This is a genomic window from Kribbella sp. NPDC056861, from assembly GCF_040687575.1.
Taxonomy (GTDB): domain Bacteria; phylum Actinomycetota; class Actinomycetes; order Propionibacteriales; family Kribbellaceae; genus Kribbella.
Genome location: NZ_JBFBNQ010000006.1, coordinates 18,874 through 34,424, shown reverse-complemented (window position 1 = coordinate 34,424; position 15,551 = coordinate 18,874). Strand labels below are relative to the sequence as shown.

At 69.7% G+C, this 15,551-nt stretch carries 13 protein-coding genes and 1 riboswitch; of the genes, 11 read left to right on the top strand and 2 right to left on the bottom strand.

Features of this window, described 5'->3' with window-relative positions; translation table 11 throughout:
- Window positions 1–16: 16 nt before the first annotated feature.
- Window positions 17–766 (top strand): SDR family oxidoreductase, encoded by a 750-nt coding sequence (locus AB0P21_RS28300; protein ID WP_363700265.1) that lies wholly within the window; start codon window positions 17–19, stop codon window positions 764–766.
- Window positions 763–1,656, top strand: a complete 894-nt coding sequence (locus AB0P21_RS28295; RefSeq protein WP_363700264.1) for an SDR family oxidoreductase — start codon at window positions 763–765, stop codon at window positions 1,654–1,656. The genes AB0P21_RS28300 and AB0P21_RS28295 overlap by 4 nt, the downstream gene beginning before the upstream one ends.
- On the opposite strand, the gene AB0P21_RS28290 is transcribed toward AB0P21_RS28295, so the two are convergent.
- Window positions 1,628–2,545, bottom strand: coding sequence for a TIGR03564 family F420-dependent LLM class oxidoreductase (locus AB0P21_RS28290; protein ID WP_363700263.1), 918 nt, complete (start codon window positions 2,543–2,545; stop codon window positions 1,628–1,630). The two genes, AB0P21_RS28295 and AB0P21_RS28290, sit on opposite strands and share 29 nt — an antisense overlap.
- 88 nt (window positions 2,546–2,633) lie before the next feature.
- Between AB0P21_RS28290 and AB0P21_RS28285 the strand changes: the two genes are divergently transcribed.
- The gene (locus tag AB0P21_RS28285) at window positions 2,634–3,494 is read left to right on the top strand and encodes a LysR family transcriptional regulator (protein ID WP_363700262.1); all 861 of its coding nucleotides are present in this window, start codon (window positions 2,634–2,636) and stop codon (window positions 3,492–3,494) included.
- Between the two features lie 2 nt (window positions 3,495–3,496).
- Here the strand turns inward: AB0P21_RS28285 and AB0P21_RS28280 are convergent, their stop codons facing one another.
- Window positions 3,497–3,727, bottom strand: coding sequence for a DUF3072 domain-containing protein (locus AB0P21_RS28280; protein WP_363700261.1), 231 nt, complete (start codon window positions 3,725–3,727; stop codon window positions 3,497–3,499).
- 158 nt (window positions 3,728–3,885) lie between these two features.
- Window positions 3,886–3,983, top strand: a riboswitch (glycine riboswitch).
- A gap of 142 nt (window positions 3,984–4,125) precedes the next feature.
- Here AB0P21_RS28280 and gcvH point away from each other — a divergent pair.
- The 8 genes from gcvH (at window position 4,126) to AB0P21_RS28240 (ending at window position 15,547) form a co-directional block, all read left to right on the top strand.
- On the top strand, window positions 4,126–4,533 hold the full coding sequence (gene gcvH / locus AB0P21_RS28275; RefSeq protein WP_363700260.1) for a glycine cleavage system protein GcvH: 408 nt from the start codon (window positions 4,126–4,128) through the stop codon (window positions 4,531–4,533).
- Complete coding sequence (gene glyA / locus AB0P21_RS28270) at window positions 4,530–5,804, top strand: serine hydroxymethyltransferase (protein WP_363700259.1); 1,275 nt, start codon at window positions 4,530–4,532, stop codon at window positions 5,802–5,804. The genes gcvH and glyA overlap by 4 nt, the downstream gene beginning before the upstream one ends.
- 181 nt (window positions 5,805–5,985) lie before the next feature.
- The gene (locus AB0P21_RS28265; RefSeq protein WP_363700258.1) at window positions 5,986–8,247 is read left to right on the top strand and encodes an MFS transporter; all 2,262 of its coding nucleotides are present in this window, start codon (window positions 5,986–5,988) and stop codon (window positions 8,245–8,247) included.
- Window positions 8,248–8,429: 182 nt separating this feature from the next.
- On the top strand, window positions 8,430–9,743 hold the full coding sequence (locus AB0P21_RS28260; protein ID WP_363700257.1) for an SWIM zinc finger family protein: 1,314 nt from the start codon (window positions 8,430–8,432) through the stop codon (window positions 9,741–9,743).
- Window positions 9,740–11,134 (top strand): DUF5691 domain-containing protein, encoded by a 1,395-nt coding sequence (locus tag AB0P21_RS28255; RefSeq protein ID WP_363700255.1) that lies wholly within the window; start codon window positions 9,740–9,742, stop codon window positions 11,132–11,134. The genes AB0P21_RS28260 and AB0P21_RS28255 overlap by 4 nt, the downstream gene beginning before the upstream one ends.
- Window positions 11,131–12,210 carry an AAA family ATPase gene (locus AB0P21_RS28250; protein ID WP_363700254.1) on the top strand — a complete coding sequence of 360 codons (1,080 nt, stop codon included), beginning with the start codon at window positions 11,131–11,133 and terminating at the stop codon, window positions 12,208–12,210. Before AB0P21_RS28255 ends, AB0P21_RS28250 begins: the two co-directional genes overlap by 4 nt.
- Window positions 12,207–14,384 carry a DUF5682 family protein gene (locus AB0P21_RS28245; protein ID WP_363700253.1) on the top strand — a complete coding sequence of 726 codons (2,178 nt, stop codon included), beginning with the start codon at window positions 12,207–12,209 and terminating at the stop codon, window positions 14,382–14,384. Before AB0P21_RS28250 ends, AB0P21_RS28245 begins: the two co-directional genes overlap by 4 nt.
- Window positions 14,381–15,547, top strand: a complete 1,167-nt coding sequence (locus tag AB0P21_RS28240; RefSeq protein ID WP_363700252.1) for a VWA domain-containing protein — start codon at window positions 14,381–14,383, stop codon at window positions 15,545–15,547. The genes AB0P21_RS28245 and AB0P21_RS28240 overlap by 4 nt, the downstream gene beginning before the upstream one ends.
- Window positions 15,548–15,551 lie beyond the last annotated feature (4 nt).

The window sequence follows — 15,551 nt, the reverse complement described above, 5'->3', positions numbered from 1 at the left end:
ATCTGGAGTGAGAGCAATGACAGAGAACGCATCCACCACCGAGCGGGTCGCGATCGTGACCGGCGGCTCCAGGGGGATCGGCCGCGAGACCGCGGTCCGGCTCGGGCGTGAGGGCTACGCGGTGGTGGTGACCTACAGCGGGAACACCGCGGACGCCGACGCGGCGGTCAAGGAGGTCGAGCAGGCCGGTGGCCGGGCGATCGCGGTCAAGGCCGACGTCGCCGACGAGACCGCCGTGGCCACCCTGTTCGACCGGACCGAGGAAGCCTTCGGCGGCGTCGATGTGGTCGTCCACGCGGCCGGCATCATGCCGCTCGCACCGCTGGCCGACCTCGACCTGGCGGTCTTCGACCAGGTGATCCGGACCAACCTGCGCGGCACCTTCGTGGTCGACCAGCAGGCCGCCCGCCGGGTCCGCAACGGCGGCGCGATCATCAACGTCTCCAGCTCGCTCACCCTGCTCGCCCGCCCCGGCTACTCGGCGTACGCCGCCTCCAAGGGTGGCGTCGAGGCGATCACCCTGATCCTGGCCCGCGAGTTGCGCGGCCGCGACATCACCGTCAACGCGGTGGCCCCCGGCCCGACCGCGACCGCGCTGTTCTTCGAGGGCAAGTCGCAGGAACTGATCGACCGGATCGCCGCCGAGCCGCCGCTCGAGCGGCTCGGGCAGCCCGAGGACATCGCCGAGATCATCCACTTCCTGGCCGGCCCGGCGCGCTGGATCAACGGACAGGTCATCTACGCGAACGGCGGCTCCGCGGCATGAGCGACAAGACTGTCCTGATCAGTGGCGCCTCCAGCGGCTTCGGCGCCCTCACCGCCCGGGCGCTGGCCGACGCCGGCCACACCGTGTACGCCGGAATGCGCGACCTCGCCGGCCGCAACACCGAAGCCGCCGCCGCGGCCAAGCAGTACTCCGAGGAGCATCGCGTCGAACTGCGGCCGGTCGAGCTCGACGTCAGCACCGACGAGTCAGCTCAACAGGCCGTGCAGACTGTGCTCGCCGAGCAGAGCAAGCTCGACGTACTCATCCACAACGCCGGCCACATGGTCACCGGCCCTGCCGAGGCATTCACCCCTGAGCAGATGGCCCAACTCTTCGACACCAACGTGCTGGGCACGCAGCGACTCAACCGGGCAACCCTCCCGCACCTTCGTGAGCAGGGCGACGGACTGCTCCTCTGGGTGGGCAGCTCCAGCACCCGCGGCGGCACCCCGCCGTACCTCGCCCCGTACTTCGCGGCGAAGGCCGCCATGGACGCGATGGCCGTCAGCTATGCGCTGGAGGTCGCCCGGTTCGGCATCGAGAGCACCATCGTGGTGCCCGGCTCCTTCACGCACGGCACCAACCACTTCGCGCACAGCGGCAAGCCGGCCGACGACGGCATCGTGGCGGCGTACGAGACGAAGTACGCCGGACTGATGGACCAGGTCGCGCAGAAGCTGCGCGAGCTGGAGCCGGAGTGGGCCGACGTGGCCGAGGTCGCCCGGGCGATCGTGACCGTGGTCGACACCGAGAAGGGCCGCCGTCCGTTCCGCGTGCACATCGACCCGTCCGACGACGGAGCCGCCGTGGTCAACGCGGTGGCCGACCGGGTCCGCAGCGAGTTCCTGCGCCGAGTAGACCTCAGCGACCTGCTGCATCCGACTGCGTGACGGTGGAGCCGAGCGAGTACGCGAACTCGACCGTCCGGGCGATCTCCTCCGCAGTACCGACGGGGGCGAACATGAACTCGGTCGCCCCGGCGTCGGCGAAGCGCTGAAGCTGCCGCTCGACCTCGGCCTCGTCACCCAGTACTGCGGTGTCCGCCGGCCCGGCGGCGGCACCCCGATCCAGGATCGCGCGGTACGCCGGCAAGGTCCCGGCCATCCCGTAGTGATCCTGGATCCACTGGTGCGCGGCCTCCGGCTGGTTGGTGACCGCAACGCACACGCAGGCCACGATCTCCTTGCCTGCCGAGGCTTTGTCGAGAGTCGGCCGGATGTAGTCGGCGATCACCTCGGGCCCGGCCCAGCTGGTGATCGTGCCGTCGGTCAGCTCGCCCGCGATCTGCAGCATCCGCGGACCGAGCGCCGCGATGAGCAACTCGGGGGCCAGGGCGCCGTCGATCGCCAACTGGCCTCGCGCGGTCAGCCTGTCGCCTGCGCGGTCGACAGGTTGTCCGGCCAGTAGCGGCGCGAGGGCTTCGACGTACTCGCGCATGTACTTCGCAGGCTGCTCCATCGAGAGTCCGTACTGGCCTTCGATGATCACCGGATGGCTCGACCCGATGCCGAGCGTCAGGCGGTTGTCCGTCGCGGCTTGCACACTGAGCGCCTGCGCGGCGAGGGCGAGTGGGTGGCGTGGGTAGATGGGGACCACGCCTACGCCGTACCGGATCTGGGGTGTCTGTGGGGCCAGGGCGGTGATCAGGGAGAGCGAGTCCCAGCCGTCGCGCTGGCTGAACCAGAGCCGGCTGATGCCGTGCTCCTGCGCGGCCTTGGCGTCCACGGCGATCTCGTTGAGCCGACGGGCGGCGTCCTCGATCCAGAGTCCGATTCTCATGTCCACCAGTCAACGAGGGCGGGACGGTGCGACCAAGCCCCGATTACGCTGTTCAGTGATAAGGATCCGTGATTGATGGAGGCCTGCGATGGAGCTGCGGCAACTCCGGTACTTCGTCACCGTGGCCGAGGAACTGCACTTCGGCAAGGCTGCCGAGCGGCTCGCCATCGTCCAGCCGGCCGTGAGTCAGCAGGTTGCCCGGCTCGAACGCGAACTCGGTCTGCGGCTGCTCGACCGGACCTCGCGACGGGTCACGCTGACCGGCGACGGCGAGCGGATGCTGCGCGAAGCCAGAGCGGTGCTGGCCGCAGCGGATCGCGCGACCGAGGTGGCGGCCGAGTTGGCTGCGGGACAGGCTGGTGTGTTCCGGATCGGGTCGAGCGCGGGGCTACGCGAGCGGTTGGATCGCGGTCTGTCGGCATTGCGGGCAGCCGCGCCGGGGATCGAGATCAAGGTCAGCTCGCGACCACCGGCCGAGCAGATCGAGGCGGTGCGGACGGGCGAGCTGGATGTTGCCTTCGTGCGCGGGCCGGTGGCGGCGGGCGGCGTACGGGCTGTTCCGCTGTGGGAGGAGCCGCTGTCGGTGCTGCTGCCCGCTGCCTTCCGTGATGACGGTGGGGTGAAGCTTGCCGACCTCGCCGAATTGCCGTTGCGGCTGCCGCCCAGACCGGAGGATCCGGCGCTGACCGACCGCCTCCTGCTGGCCTGCCGCGAAGCCGGTTTCGAACCAGTGGCCGGGCGCCCGGTGGACACCTTCGAGGATGCCGTCGTCGAGATGACCAACGGGTCACCGGCCTGGATGGTTGTCTATGGCAACGCTTGCGACACGGCCGACGGCGCCTTGTGGATGGGGCCGTTCGCGCCGCCGATGACGGTGACCGGGCAACTCGTCGTACGGGATGCTCCGGCGCCGCCGTGCCTGGACGTATTGGTCCAGGCCTTCAGCTGAGCTCAGCTCTGGCCGCGGCCGGTGCGGGCCTGCAGTTCGTCGATCAGCTTGGACGCCTCTGCCTTCGTCAGCTCGCCGCTCGGTGCTTCCTCGCCGGCTTCCTGCGCGAGGGTGCTCAGGTACGACGCCTGCGGGCCGGTCATCGGCTCGTCGCCCGTGGTCCAGTCCTCCGGGTCCTTGTCGGCAATCGGCTGTACTTCGTCGTGGGTGCTCATCAGGTCACTCCCGCTCATCGAACAACTGCTCGTTTGTAGGTCAGTGGGTGCCCGGTACCCAGCGGGCCGACGGCTAAGCGCGGCGCGGTTCGGCCGGCTCGCAAGTGAAATCGAGCACCTCGACAAGCCGTCGGGCATCGCCTACTCTCGGGCTCGACAACTCAAGACCGCGCCGTCGACACCGGGCGGGAGAGTCCCCGCCGCACGAGGTGAGGGGACGCCGGAGGAGCAACTCTCCCCAGAATCTCTCAGGCCCCGATACCGCTCGGAAGAGGCGACTCTGGAAAGCCGGGACCGAGGTTTCGATCCCGCACCCACGGTGCAAATCGCCTGATCGGCGGTGAAGCTCTCAGGTATCGATGACAGAGCGGGGAGGCCCACCATCCCGGCCGTGGCCGGGGGAAAAGAGCCTCCTCATGCCCCAGAGTCCTGCCGGTTCGCTGCCCGACGACGACCGGTTCCGCTACACCCCTGCCCACGAGTGGTTACGCCTCGAAGCCGACGGCCTGGTCGTGATCGGGGTGACCGCGTTCGCCGCCGAGGCGCTCGGCGACATCATCTTCCTCGATCTGCCGCCGGTCGGCACGGTGCTCACCGCCGGCGCCGTCTTCGGCGAGATCGAGTCGACCAAGTCGGTCGGCGACCTGCACACCCCCGCCTGCGGAGAGGTTGCCGAGGTCAACGAGGCCGCGGTCGACGAGCCGGGGCTGCTGAACGCCGACCCGTTCGGCGCCGGCTGGCTGGTCAAGCTGCGGCTGACCGAGGAGCTCGGCGACCTGCTCGACGCCACCGCGTACGCCGAACTGATCGAGCGGGGGGAATGACCGTGCTGGAGACCTCACTCACCGAGTTCGACCCCGAGATCGCCGCCGCGCTGGAGGCCGAGCTGGTCCGCCAGCAGAGCACCCTGGAGATGATCGCCTCGGAGAACTTCGCCCCGCTGGCCGTGATGCAGGCGCAGGGCTCGGTCGCCACCAACAAGTACGCCGAGGGCTACCCTGGCCGCCGGTACTACGGCGGCTGTGAGCACATCGACGTGATCGAACGCCTCGCCCAGAGCCGGGTCAAGGAACTCTTCGGCGCCGGCTTCGCCAACGTCCAGCCGCACTCCGGCGCGTCCGCCAACGCCGCGGCGATGAGCGCCTTGATCCAGCCCGGGCAGACGATCATGGGCCTCGACCTCGCCCACGGTGGTCACCTCACCCACGGGATGCGCCTCAACTTCTCCGGCCGCCTGTACGACGTGGTGCCGTACCACGTGAGCGCCGACGATCACCGGGTCGACATGGCCGAGGTCGAGCGGCTGGCGAAGGAGCACCGGCCGGCCCTGATCGTGGCCGGCTGGTCGGCGTACCCGAGAGTGCTGGACTTCGCGGAGTTCCGCCGGATCGCGGACTCGGTCTCGGCGTACCTGATGGTCGACATGGCGCACTTCGCTGGCCTGGTCGCGGCCGGAGTACATCCGAATCCGGTGCCGTTCGCGCACGCCACGACGACCACTACGCACAAGACGCTCGGCGGTCCGCGGGGCGGTGTGATCCTCACCAACGACGCCGACCTGTCCAAGAAGATCAACAGTGCGGTCTTCCCCGGTCAGCAGGGCGGTCCGCTGGAGCACGTGATCGCGGCGAAGGCGGTCGGCTTCAAGCTCGCGGCGAGCGCGGAGTTCCAGGAACGGCAGAAGCGCACGCTCGCGGGGGCTCGAATCCTCGCTGATCGGCTGCTGGCCGATGATCTGCGGGAGGCCGGAGTCACGGTGGTTTCGGGCGGGACCGATGTACACCTGGTGCTGGCTGATCTGCGTGATTCCGAGTTGGACGGTCAGCAGGCCGAGGACCGGTTGCACCAGATCGGCATCACGGTGAACCGCAACGCGGTGCCGTTCGACCCGCGGCCGCCGATGGTCACCTCGGGACTACGGATCGGCACCCCGGCGCTGGCCAGCCGCGGCTTCACCGAACCCGCCTTCGAGGAAGTCGCGGAGATCATCGCCCGGGCGCTGCTTCCCGACTTCGACGACCACCGCTCCGCCGTACTGCGGCAAGCGGTCGCCACGCTGGCGGCGGCGTACCCGCTGTACTCCTCGCTGAGCTGAGCCCCCCGCGGGGGCGGGGTGAGCGGCCGGGCTTATCGTTGGGTACTGCAACTAAACCTGGTCCGGGTGAGGCTTCGCCGTGTACGTACGGTGAGGTGCCGGCCGCTCTCCTCCGCCTCGGCGCAGCGCGATCAGCTGCGCCGACCCCGAACGACCCCAGCGCGCAGGAGAACGGACCCCGATGTCTGTCACCGAGACAAAGGCACCATCAGCAGCTGCTGCGCCGGCCGGCGGGCCACCGTCGGCCGGTGATCCCGCGCTGACGCATCGGGAGATTCTGGAGATCCTCGCCGGGCTGCTGGCCGCGCTCTTCACCGCGGTGCTCAGCTCGACCATCGTCAGCAACGCGCTGCCGACGATCATCGCCGACCTCGAGGGGTCGCAGACGCAGTACACCTGGGTGATCACCTCCAGCCTGCTCGCGATGACCGTCTCGACGCCGGTCTGGGGCAAGTTGTCCGACCTGATGAGCAAGAAGCTGCTCGTCCAGGTCGCGATCGTGCTGTTCGTGATCGGCTCGGTGCTGGCCGGGATGGCGCACAACGTGCCGTTCCTGATCGGCGCCCGGGTGCTGCAGGGGCTCGCGATGGGCGGGCTGATGGCGCTCGCGCAGGCGATCATCGGGGCGGCGATCCCGCCCCGCGACCGCGGCCGGTACTCCGGCTACATGGGTGCGGTGATGGCGCTGGCGACCGTCAGCGGGCCGCTGATCGGCGGGATCATCGTCGACACCTCGTGGCTCGGCTGGCGCTGGTGCTTCTACGTCTGCGTGCCGCTCGCGGTGATCAGCCTGCTGGTGCTGCAGCGCTACCTGCATCTGCCGGTGGTCAGGCGCAAGGTCAAGATCGACTACCTGGGCGCGATCCTGATCAGCGGCGCGGCCAGCCTGCCGTTGATCTGGGTGTCGTTCGCCGGTGAGCACTTCGCCTGGTGGTCGTGGCAGACCGGCGCCTACCTCGGCGGCGCCGCGCTGCTGGCGCTGCTCGCGGTCATCGTCGAGACGAAGGCGAGCGAGCCGCTGGTCCCGATGAAGGTCGTGCGCGAACGGACCACCGCGCTGGCGATCCTGGCCAGTCTGGCGGTCGGGATCGCGATGTTCGGCAGCGCGGTGTTCCTCGGGCAGTACTTCCAGGTCGCGCGCGGCTACAGCGCCACCGAGGCCGGGCTGCTGACGATCCCGATGATGTTCGGGTCGTTCCTCGGCTCGGTCGGGGCCGGCCAGCTGATCACCCGGTTCGGCAAGTGGAAGCTGTACCTCGTACTGGGTGGCCTGTTCCTGACCGCCGGGCTCGGGTTGCTCGGCACCATCGACCACCTCAGCCCGTACTGGTACATCGGCCTCGGAATGCTTGCCATGGGCATCGGTATGGGCATGATGATGCAGAACCTGGTGCTGGCCGTGCAGAACACCGTGGACGTGAGCGAGGTCGGCGCGGCCAGTGCGTCGGTGACGTTCTTCCGCAGCCTCGGCGGCGCGGTCGGCGTCTCGGTGCTCGGCGCGGTGCTGGCGACCCGGGTCAAGGACCTGATCACCGACAACGTGCGCGCGCTCGGACCTGATGGCGCGGCAGCGGCGCGGGCTTTGCAGGATGGGTCGGGCGCGAGTGTGCTCGACGTCGGATCGCTCCCGCCGCAACTGGCCGAGATCGTCCGGCACGCGTACGGCGACGCGACCGGCCGGATCTTCCTGATCGCCGCCGGCGCGGGACTGCTGAGCCTGCTCGCCGTGCTGTTCATCCGCGAGGTGCCGCTGCGGACGACTGTCGCGATGACAGAGGACGTAGTACCGGCTGATCTTGCTGCGGCAACTGCTCCCGGCGCCGGAAGCCCCGGCGTCGTTCCTACCGCCGTCGATGACCCCGCAGAGCGAGCCGCCGTGGTCGCCCTCGACGTGATCACCTCTGCCGAACGCACCGCCCGCGAACGCGAACGCGAAGCCACCGAGCGAGTCCAGGCAGCCGCCACCGTCATCCGCCAGATGCGCACCGACGTCGCCGACCTCTTCACCCGGGTGGACCAGCAAATAGCCAACCTGGAGTCGACGCTCCCGGTGGCAGCCGACCCCAATAGCCCCGCCGCCGCGTTGCTGGACGCCCAACGCCCCGACGGCGAACTGGTCGACGAACTCCGCCGCTACGAGCTGAGCGTTTTGAGCGCCAGCCAACGCACCGCCAACCACCTCCGCGAAACCGCCAAAGCAGAAGCCGAAGAACTCCTCGCCCAGGCCCGCACGGAAGAGGATGCAGTCCGCCAACGCATCGCCGAGCTGGAAGCCGTCGAACACCGCCTCCTGGGCGCCATCCAGGACGGCCTCTCCAACACCCCCACCCCACCCGCCGCAATCACCCACCCCGCCCGAGACCACGAGTACGCCACCAACGGCTACCCCGCCGACCACACCACCCCCAACGGCCACACCCCCGACCGCCAAGCCTTCGGGTAACCCCCGCCCACCAGTACATCGAATGCCCGGCTCTAGAGCACACTTGCAGTAAGCGGTGGAGCCGGCGGCGCTCAGCACCCGCTGGCGGTTGCTGGTGGTTGCCGACGTAGTACTCGGCTGATGGGGTTGTCGGCGGCTGGTGGCATGCTCTGCGGGGTAGAGGTTGAGCGGCAGGGGGTGTGGTGGCGGGCTTGGATATGGAGCAGGTGCTGGCGCTGGCACCCGATGCTGCGTCAGCGAAGGCTGCTCAGGGGCTGGCCAAACCGCAGAAGTGGTCAGCAACAGGCAGCTCTGAGCGAGCGCTCTGGGGGTTGTGTCAAGGCAGCGGGAAGAAGCCGTATCAGACCGTCGTCGATCTGAGCGGGCCGGCGTTCAAGTGCTCCTGTCCGAGTCGGAAGTTTCCGTGTAAGCACGGGCTGGCGTTGATGTTGCTGGCGGCGACCGGGCAGTTGCGGGAGGCGCCTGAAGCCGAGTGGGCAGCCAGTTGGTTGGAGGAGCGGGCGGCCCGGGCGGAGAAGTCGGCGGAGAAGGCTGAGCGGAAGCCGGGGGAGGTGGCTGATCCGCTCGCGGCGCAGCAGCGGGTGGCTCGGCGGGCTGATCGGGTGTCGGCGGGGATGGCCGAGCTGGAGAGCTGGCTCAACGACCAGGTACGCCGGGGGCTCGGTGGGTTCGAGCAGCGCGGGTACTCCGAGCTGAGCCGGCTGGCCGCGCGCATGGTGGATGCCCAGGCGCCAGGAGTAGCAGGCGCCGTACGCCGAGCCGCCGCCGTCGTCGGGCGCGGTCACGGCTGGCCCGGCGAACTGCTGGAGGAGCTGTCTCTCATCCACCTCATCGTCTCCGCGCACAGCCGACTCAGCGACCTCCCACCGAGCCTCGCCGACACTGTCCAGTCGCGGATCGGCTGGACCGTCGAGACCGCTCGCGTGCTGGCCGAAGGTGAGAAGGTCGAAGACGACTGGCTGGTGCTCGGCCGTGTGATCGAGCCCGACGACCACCTGACCGTACGACGCCTCTGGCTCCGCGGCTCGAGCACCGGACGCCTGGCCCTGATCCTCAACTTCGCCGCCGGCGGACGCCAACTCGACCCACTCCCGGCCCGCCCCGGCGAGCTAGTCCCCGCGGTGCTCTCCTACTACCCAGGCGCCCTCCCGATGCGAGCCCTCCTGACCCAAACGGCCCCACGCCTCCCCGCCCCAAGCCCAGCAGGCTTCAACGCCAAACAAGCGCTCGCCTCGTACGTTGAATCGCTCGCCGCCGACCCCTGGAACGAACGCTGGCCTCTCGTCCTCACCGACGTCCGCCCAGCCCCCAACGGCGAAAACTGGGCCCTGGTCGACGCCGAAGGTGACGCCCTGGAAGTCCTCCCCGGCGTAGACCTCTGGCAGCTACTGGCCGTGTCCGGAGGCGACCCCATCACCGTCGCCGGCGAGTGGAACCGAGCCGGCTTCAAGCCGATGACCTGCTGGGACGGCGACCGACCGGTGATCCTGTCATGAGGGGCTGGGACGGCCTGGTCAGCTCAGCACTGCTAGGCACCGAGCGCAGACCGGCACGCTTCGAGGACCTACCACCCAAGATCCAGGAGCAACTAGGCGACGGTGACCTCCTGGATGCGGCCGCCCTCGCAACCCTCTACAAGCGAGCCGGCCGTACTCCGCTGGAAGGCCTCACCCCACTACCGCAAGCCCAAGGCGAAGACCGCCCACTCCCCAGACCAGCCGCCATCCGCCGCCTCACCGCCATGCTGACCGGCTTCCAGACCACAGCTCTGGGCGAGTGGCTGAGAGCCGCCGATGCCAAGGGCTGGGGTGTCCCGCCCGAGCACCTCCCCGCCTTGGCCGACTATGCGCGCGGCAGAGCGGAGTACCGGCCGTTGGTGGTGAAGGCAGCAGGCCGCCGGGCGAGCTGGCTCGCGGATCTCAACCCGGACTGGCGATTCCTCCACGAGGCAGTTGTCGAAGGCAACGACCACTGGACCCACGGCAACCCGACCCAGCGCCGCTCCTGGCTGCGCGCCCGCCGCCAGGAAGACCCCGCCGCAGCACTGGAAGCGCTCAGAGAGGTCTGGCCGAGCGAGCCGGCCCCAACCCGTCTCGACTTCCTCAACCTGCTGGCCGCCAACCTGTCGGCAACTGACGAAGAATTCCTCGAACACGCCCTCGACGACCGTGCCAAAGACGTCCGCCGAGCCGCCGCCGGACTGCTCGCGCGCATCCCCGGTTCCCAGTACGGCGTACGCATGGCACAACGCGTCTGGTCACACCTCACGATCAGCCAAGGCGTCATCGCCGTCGACCTGCCGGCCCGGCTGACAGCCGCGATGGAACGCGACGGCATCGACCCACAGCCGCAGGACGGAATCGGCAAGCGGGCTTGGTGGTTCCGGCAGATCGTTGCCGCCGCACCGCTCTCCACCTTCGAGCTCGACCAGCTGCAGCTGGAGGTCGAAGGCTGCTCGCCCGAGGTGTTCCAGGTCGCGTGGACCCAGGCCGCCATCCGCGAAGGCTCCGCCGAGTGGGCCCGCGCGCTGCTGCTCGCTGATGCCAGGACCGGTGGGAGAGTCGCCGAGCTGCTGCGGATCCTGCCGCCCGACGAGTGGGGGCCGGCCGTCGAGTTGCTCCGCACCCGCGTCGACATCGCCGACCTGGTCGGCGGCCTCCCGGTCCCGTGGCCTCCGACACTGGCCAACAGCATCCTCGACGAGCTGGCCAAAGCCGGCACCGCAAGAACCGCCGCGCGGCTGGCCAGCATCGCGGCGCGCGCCGTACCGGCCGAAGTACTGGACCATCCGATCACCCGCGAACCGACCGGCGAGGAAGACACCTGGCGGCGACGCCTGGTCGAGACCCTGATCTTCCGCCGTGAAATGTACGAGGAGCTGTCATGACTGAGGTACTGCGCCCGCACGCCGAGGACGAGTACGCCGCGGAGCTGGCCGCGCTGGCAGCCACCGACGACCGGACTCGGCCGCCTGCCTGGAAGCTGTCACCGGCTGCGGTGGTCACCTATCTGCTGGGCGGCAAGGCGGGCAATGTCGAGATCACCCCCAAGTACGTCGGCCCGCGCCGCCTGGTCGAGGTAGCGGTTGCCACTCTCGCGACGGACCGCGCGCTGCTGCTGCTCGGCGTACCGGGAACGGCGAAGACCTGGGTCAGCGAACACCTGGCTGCGGCGATCAGTGGTGACTCGACCCTGCTGGTGCAGGGCACCGCAGGCACAGCCGAGGAGTCGATCCGGTACGGCTGGAACTACGCGCAACTGATTGCCCAAGGCCCCAGTGAGGCGGCGCTGGTGCCGAGTCCGGTGTTCCGGGCGATGGCCGACGCGAAGATCGCCCGGATCGAGGAGCTGACCCGGATGCCGTCCGACGTACAGGACGCGCTGATCACGATCCTGTCCGAGAAGGCGCTGCCGATCTCCGAGCTGGGCACGGAGGTCCAGGCCCGGAAGGGATTCAACGTCATTGCCACCGCCAACGATCGCGACAAGGGCGTGAACGAGCTGTCCAGCGCGCTCCGGCGCCGGTTCAACACGGTCGTCCTGCCGCTCCCCGACGACGCCGAGGACGAGGTCGCGATCGTCTCCCGCCGGGTCGCGCAGCTCGGTGCCTCACTCGAACTGCCGCAGCAAGACGACGCAGTGGAGGAGATCCGCCGCGTCGTGACCGTTTTCCGCGAGCTGCGATCCGGGCGCACCGAGGACGGCCGTACTGCGGTCAAGTCGCCCTCCGGCACGCTGTCGACGGCCGAAGCGATCAGCGTGGTCACCGGCGGTCTCGCGTTGGCGGCGCATTTCGGCGACGGCGTACTGCGCTCGAACGATGTTGCCGGCGGCATCCTCGGGGCCGTGGTCAAAGACCCGTCGGCGGATCGCGTGGTCTGGTCGGAGTACCTGGAGACGGTGGTCCGCGAGCGGGACGGCTGGGCCGACTTCTACCGCGCATGCCGGGACATCTCCGGATGACCGTTCACCTCTTCGGTATCAGGCATCACGGTCCCGGGTCCGCCCGGGCGCTGGCGGCTGCCCTGGCGGAGTTGCAGCCCGACATCGTGCTGATCGAGGGACCGCCGGAGGCCGACAAGGTGGTCGAGTTGGCCGCCTCCGAGGAGATGGTGCCGCCGGTGGCGTTGCTGGCCTACGCGGCCGACGACTCGACCCGGGCCGCGTTCTGGCCGTTCGCGGTGTTCAGCCCGGAGTGGCAGGCGATCAAGCACGCGCTGGCGAGCGGCGTACCGGTGCGGTTCTGCGATCTGCCGGCGGCGTACCAGTTCGGCAGCTCGGGGCGGGAGGATCGGCGCGGGATGTCGGCCGACCCGCTCGCGACGCTCGCCTCGGCCGGTGGGTACGACGATCCCGAGCGCTGGTGGGACGACGTGATCGAGCACCGCCGCGACGGCGCCGAGCCGTTCACCGTGATCGCCGAGGCGATGACCGAGCTGCGGCGCGGTGAGGAGGCAGTCGGCCGGGAGGCGCAGCGCGAGGCCTACATGCGGATCACCTTGCGCAAGGCAATCAAAGAGGGCTTCGAGCGGATCGCCGTGGTCTGCGGCGCCTGGCATGTCCCGGCCCTGCAAGCACCGTTGCCACCGGCAACACACGACCAGCGGATCCTGAAAGGTCTGCCGAAGCGCAAGGTCGCCTGCACCTGGGTTCCGTGGACGCACGGCCGGCTCGCCACCGCGAGTGGGTACGGCGCCGGCGTGACCTCGCCCGGCTGGTACCACCACCTCTTCACCGCGCCCGACCAGATCACCACCCGCTGGCTCACCAAGGTCGCCCACGTACTGCGGGCCGAGGACCTGCCGGTGTCGAGCGCTCACGTGATCGAGGCCGTGCGGCTCGCAGATGCCCTTGCTGCGTTGAGAGAACGGCCGCTGGCTGGGTTGAGTGAGGTCACCGAGGCGACGCGGGCGGTGATGTGTGGCGGCAACGACGTGCTGCTCAACCTGGTGACCCGCGAAGCGGTGGTGGGCGAGTTGCTGGGCGCAGTACCGGCTGAGACGCCGCAGGCGCCGGTGGCTGCCGATCTCGCCGCGCAAGCTCGACGGCTGCGATTGAAGCGGGATGCCGCCGAGCGGGTGATCGAGTTGGACCTGCGGAAGCCGAACGACCTGGAGAAGTCGCGGCTGCTGCACCGGCTCCGGATCCTCGGTATCGACTGGGGTGTGCCGACCGCCGATGAGCGCCGCAACCAGGGCACCTTCCGGGAGAGCTGGAAGCTCGCCTGGGATCCCGGTCTGGAGGTCGATCTGGTGGCCGCGGGCGCGCACGGGACCACGGTGCTCGGCGCGGCGACCACGACGATGCTCAAGGCAGCGGATGATTCGGCCACGCTGGCCGAGGTGACGTTCGCGCTGGAGCGGTCGCTGCTGGCCGATCTCGCCGACGCGTTGCCGACCTTGCTGCAGGGCGTCGATACCCGTGCGGCGAAGGACGCGGACGTGGGTCACTTGATGGCCGCGCTGCCTGCCCTCGCGCGCTCCGCCCGGTACGGCGACGTCCGGGGTTCATCGGCCGAAGGGCTGGGGCTGGTCGCCGGACGGATGGTCTCGCGCGTTTGTGCCGGTCTCGCGCGCACTGTCCACGGGCTCGACCCAGAGGCGTCCGCGACGGTGCTGGAGCTCATCGACGGTGTTCAGGATGCGACGGCGCTGCTGGACGAGGCCGTCCGGCTCGAATGGTTGAACACCTTGCAGGGCTTGAGCGACCGGCCGTCCGTGCCGCCGCTGATCGCCGGCCGCCTGACCCGGCTGATGCTCGACAAGTCCCGCCTGGAGGCCGCCGAGGTCGCACTCCGCCTGGGTCGCGCACTGTCTCCCGGTACTCCGACCGCCGACGCCGCGGGGTACGTCGAAGGCTTCCTGGCCGGCGGTGGACTCCTGCTGGTGCACGACGAGCGGCTGCTCGCGCTGGTCGACGCCTGGCTGGGCGCGATCCCTGAGGACGCGTTCGTGGAGGCGTTGCCACTGCTGCGCCGGACCTTCGGGACCTTCGCCTCGCCGGAGCGCCGCTCGATCGGCGACCGTGCCCGCGCGCTGGGCGACCCGGCTGCCGCAGTACTTGCTGACGACAACGAGCTGGATTCGTTGCTCGCGGCCTCGGTCCTGCCGGTCGTCAAGCAATTGCTGGGGGTGTGACGATGCCTGCGGACGACGAACGCATGCGCCGCTGGCGGATGGTGCTCGGCAGCGAAGCCGACCCCGAATCCGGTACGACGCTCTCCGCCTCCGACCGCTCGGTCGACGCGGCCCTGGCCGCTCTGTACGACGCGGAGCGCGGTGAGCCCGGCACCAAACGGTCGGCCGGCTTGGGCTCGTCGGCTCCCCGAGTTGCCCGGTGGCTTGGCGATATCCGGCAGTACTTCCCGACCTCGGTCGTCCAGGTGATGCAACGCGACGCGGTCGAGCGGCTGGGCATCACCCGGATGCTGATGGAGCCCGAGCTGCTCAACGCGGTCGAGCCCGACGTCCACCTGGTCAGCACGCTGCTCGCGCTGAACGAGGTGATGCCCGAGGAGACCAAGCAGACCGCGCGCGAGGTGGTCGGCCGAGTGGTCGCCGAGCTGGAGGCCCGGCTGGCCGAGCGGACTCGCGCGGCGGTGAGCGGCGCACTCGATCGTGCCGGTCGCACGGGCAGGCCGCGGCACTCGGACATCGACTGGGACCGGACGATTCGCGCCAACCTGAAGCACTTCTCGCCCTCGCTGGGCACGATCGTCCCCGACCGGCTGGTCGGCTACGCGCGACGCAACCACAGCGTGCAGCGCGACATCGTCCTCGCTGTCGACCAGTCCGGCTCGATGGCCGAATCCGTCGTCTACGCGAGCCTGTTCGGCGCAGTACTGGGGTCGATGCGGGCGCTGCGGACCAGTCTCGTCGTCTTCGACACCGCCGTCGTCGACCTGACCGACCAGCTGGACGATCCGGTGGACGTCCTCTTCGGCACGCAGCTCGGCGGCGGCACCGACATCAACCGCGCCGTCGCGTACTGCGAACAGCTCATCACCCGCCCCGGCGAGACGGTGATGGTGCTGATCAGCGACCTGTACGAGGGCGGCGTCCGCGAGGAGCTGTTGCGCAGAGCCCAGGGCCTGGTCGAGTCAGGGGTGCAGCTGATCGCGTTGCTGGCGCTCTCCGACTCGGGCACGCCGTCGTACGACGCGGAGAACGCGGTCGCGCTGGCCGACCTCGGGGTGCCCACCTTCGCCTGTACGCCGGAGCTGTTCCCCGACCTGATGGCGGCGGCGATCCGGCGCGACGACATCTCGGCCTGGGCGGCAGCGAACGTCACGGGTGATTGACTGG

Excerpts from the sequence above, each read along its gene's own strand:
- AB0P21_RS28300 (WP_363700265.1), top strand. The coding sequence starts at position 17 with ATGACAGAGAACGCATCCACCACCGAGCGGGTCGCGATCGTGACCGGC.
- AB0P21_RS28295 (WP_363700264.1), top strand. The coding sequence starts at position 763 with ATGAGCGACAAGACTGTCCTGATCAGTGGCGCCTCCAGCGGCTTCGGC.
- AB0P21_RS28290 (WP_363700263.1), bottom strand. The coding sequence starts at position 2,545 with ATGAGAATCGGACTCTGGATCGAGGACGCCGCCCGTCGGCTCAACGAG.
- AB0P21_RS28285 (WP_363700262.1), top strand. The coding sequence starts at position 2,634 with ATGGAGCTGCGGCAACTCCGGTACTTCGTCACCGTGGCCGAGGAACTG.
- AB0P21_RS28280 (WP_363700261.1), bottom strand. The coding sequence starts at position 3,727 with ATGAGCGGGAGTGACCTGATGAGCACCCACGACGAAGTACAGCCGATT.
- gcvH (WP_363700260.1), top strand. The coding sequence starts at position 4,126 with ATGCCCCAGAGTCCTGCCGGTTCGCTGCCCGACGACGACCGGTTCCGC.
- glyA (WP_363700259.1), top strand. The coding sequence starts at position 4,530 with ATGACCGTGCTGGAGACCTCACTCACCGAGTTCGACCCCGAGATCGCC.
- AB0P21_RS28265 (WP_363700258.1), top strand. The coding sequence starts at position 5,986 with ATGTCTGTCACCGAGACAAAGGCACCATCAGCAGCTGCTGCGCCGGCC.
- AB0P21_RS28255 (WP_363700255.1), top strand. The coding sequence starts at position 9,740 with ATGAGGGGCTGGGACGGCCTGGTCAGCTCAGCACTGCTAGGCACCGAG.
- AB0P21_RS28250 (WP_363700254.1), top strand. The coding sequence starts at position 11,131 with ATGACTGAGGTACTGCGCCCGCACGCCGAGGACGAGTACGCCGCGGAG.
- AB0P21_RS28245 (WP_363700253.1), top strand. The coding sequence starts at position 12,207 with ATGACCGTTCACCTCTTCGGTATCAGGCATCACGGTCCCGGGTCCGCC.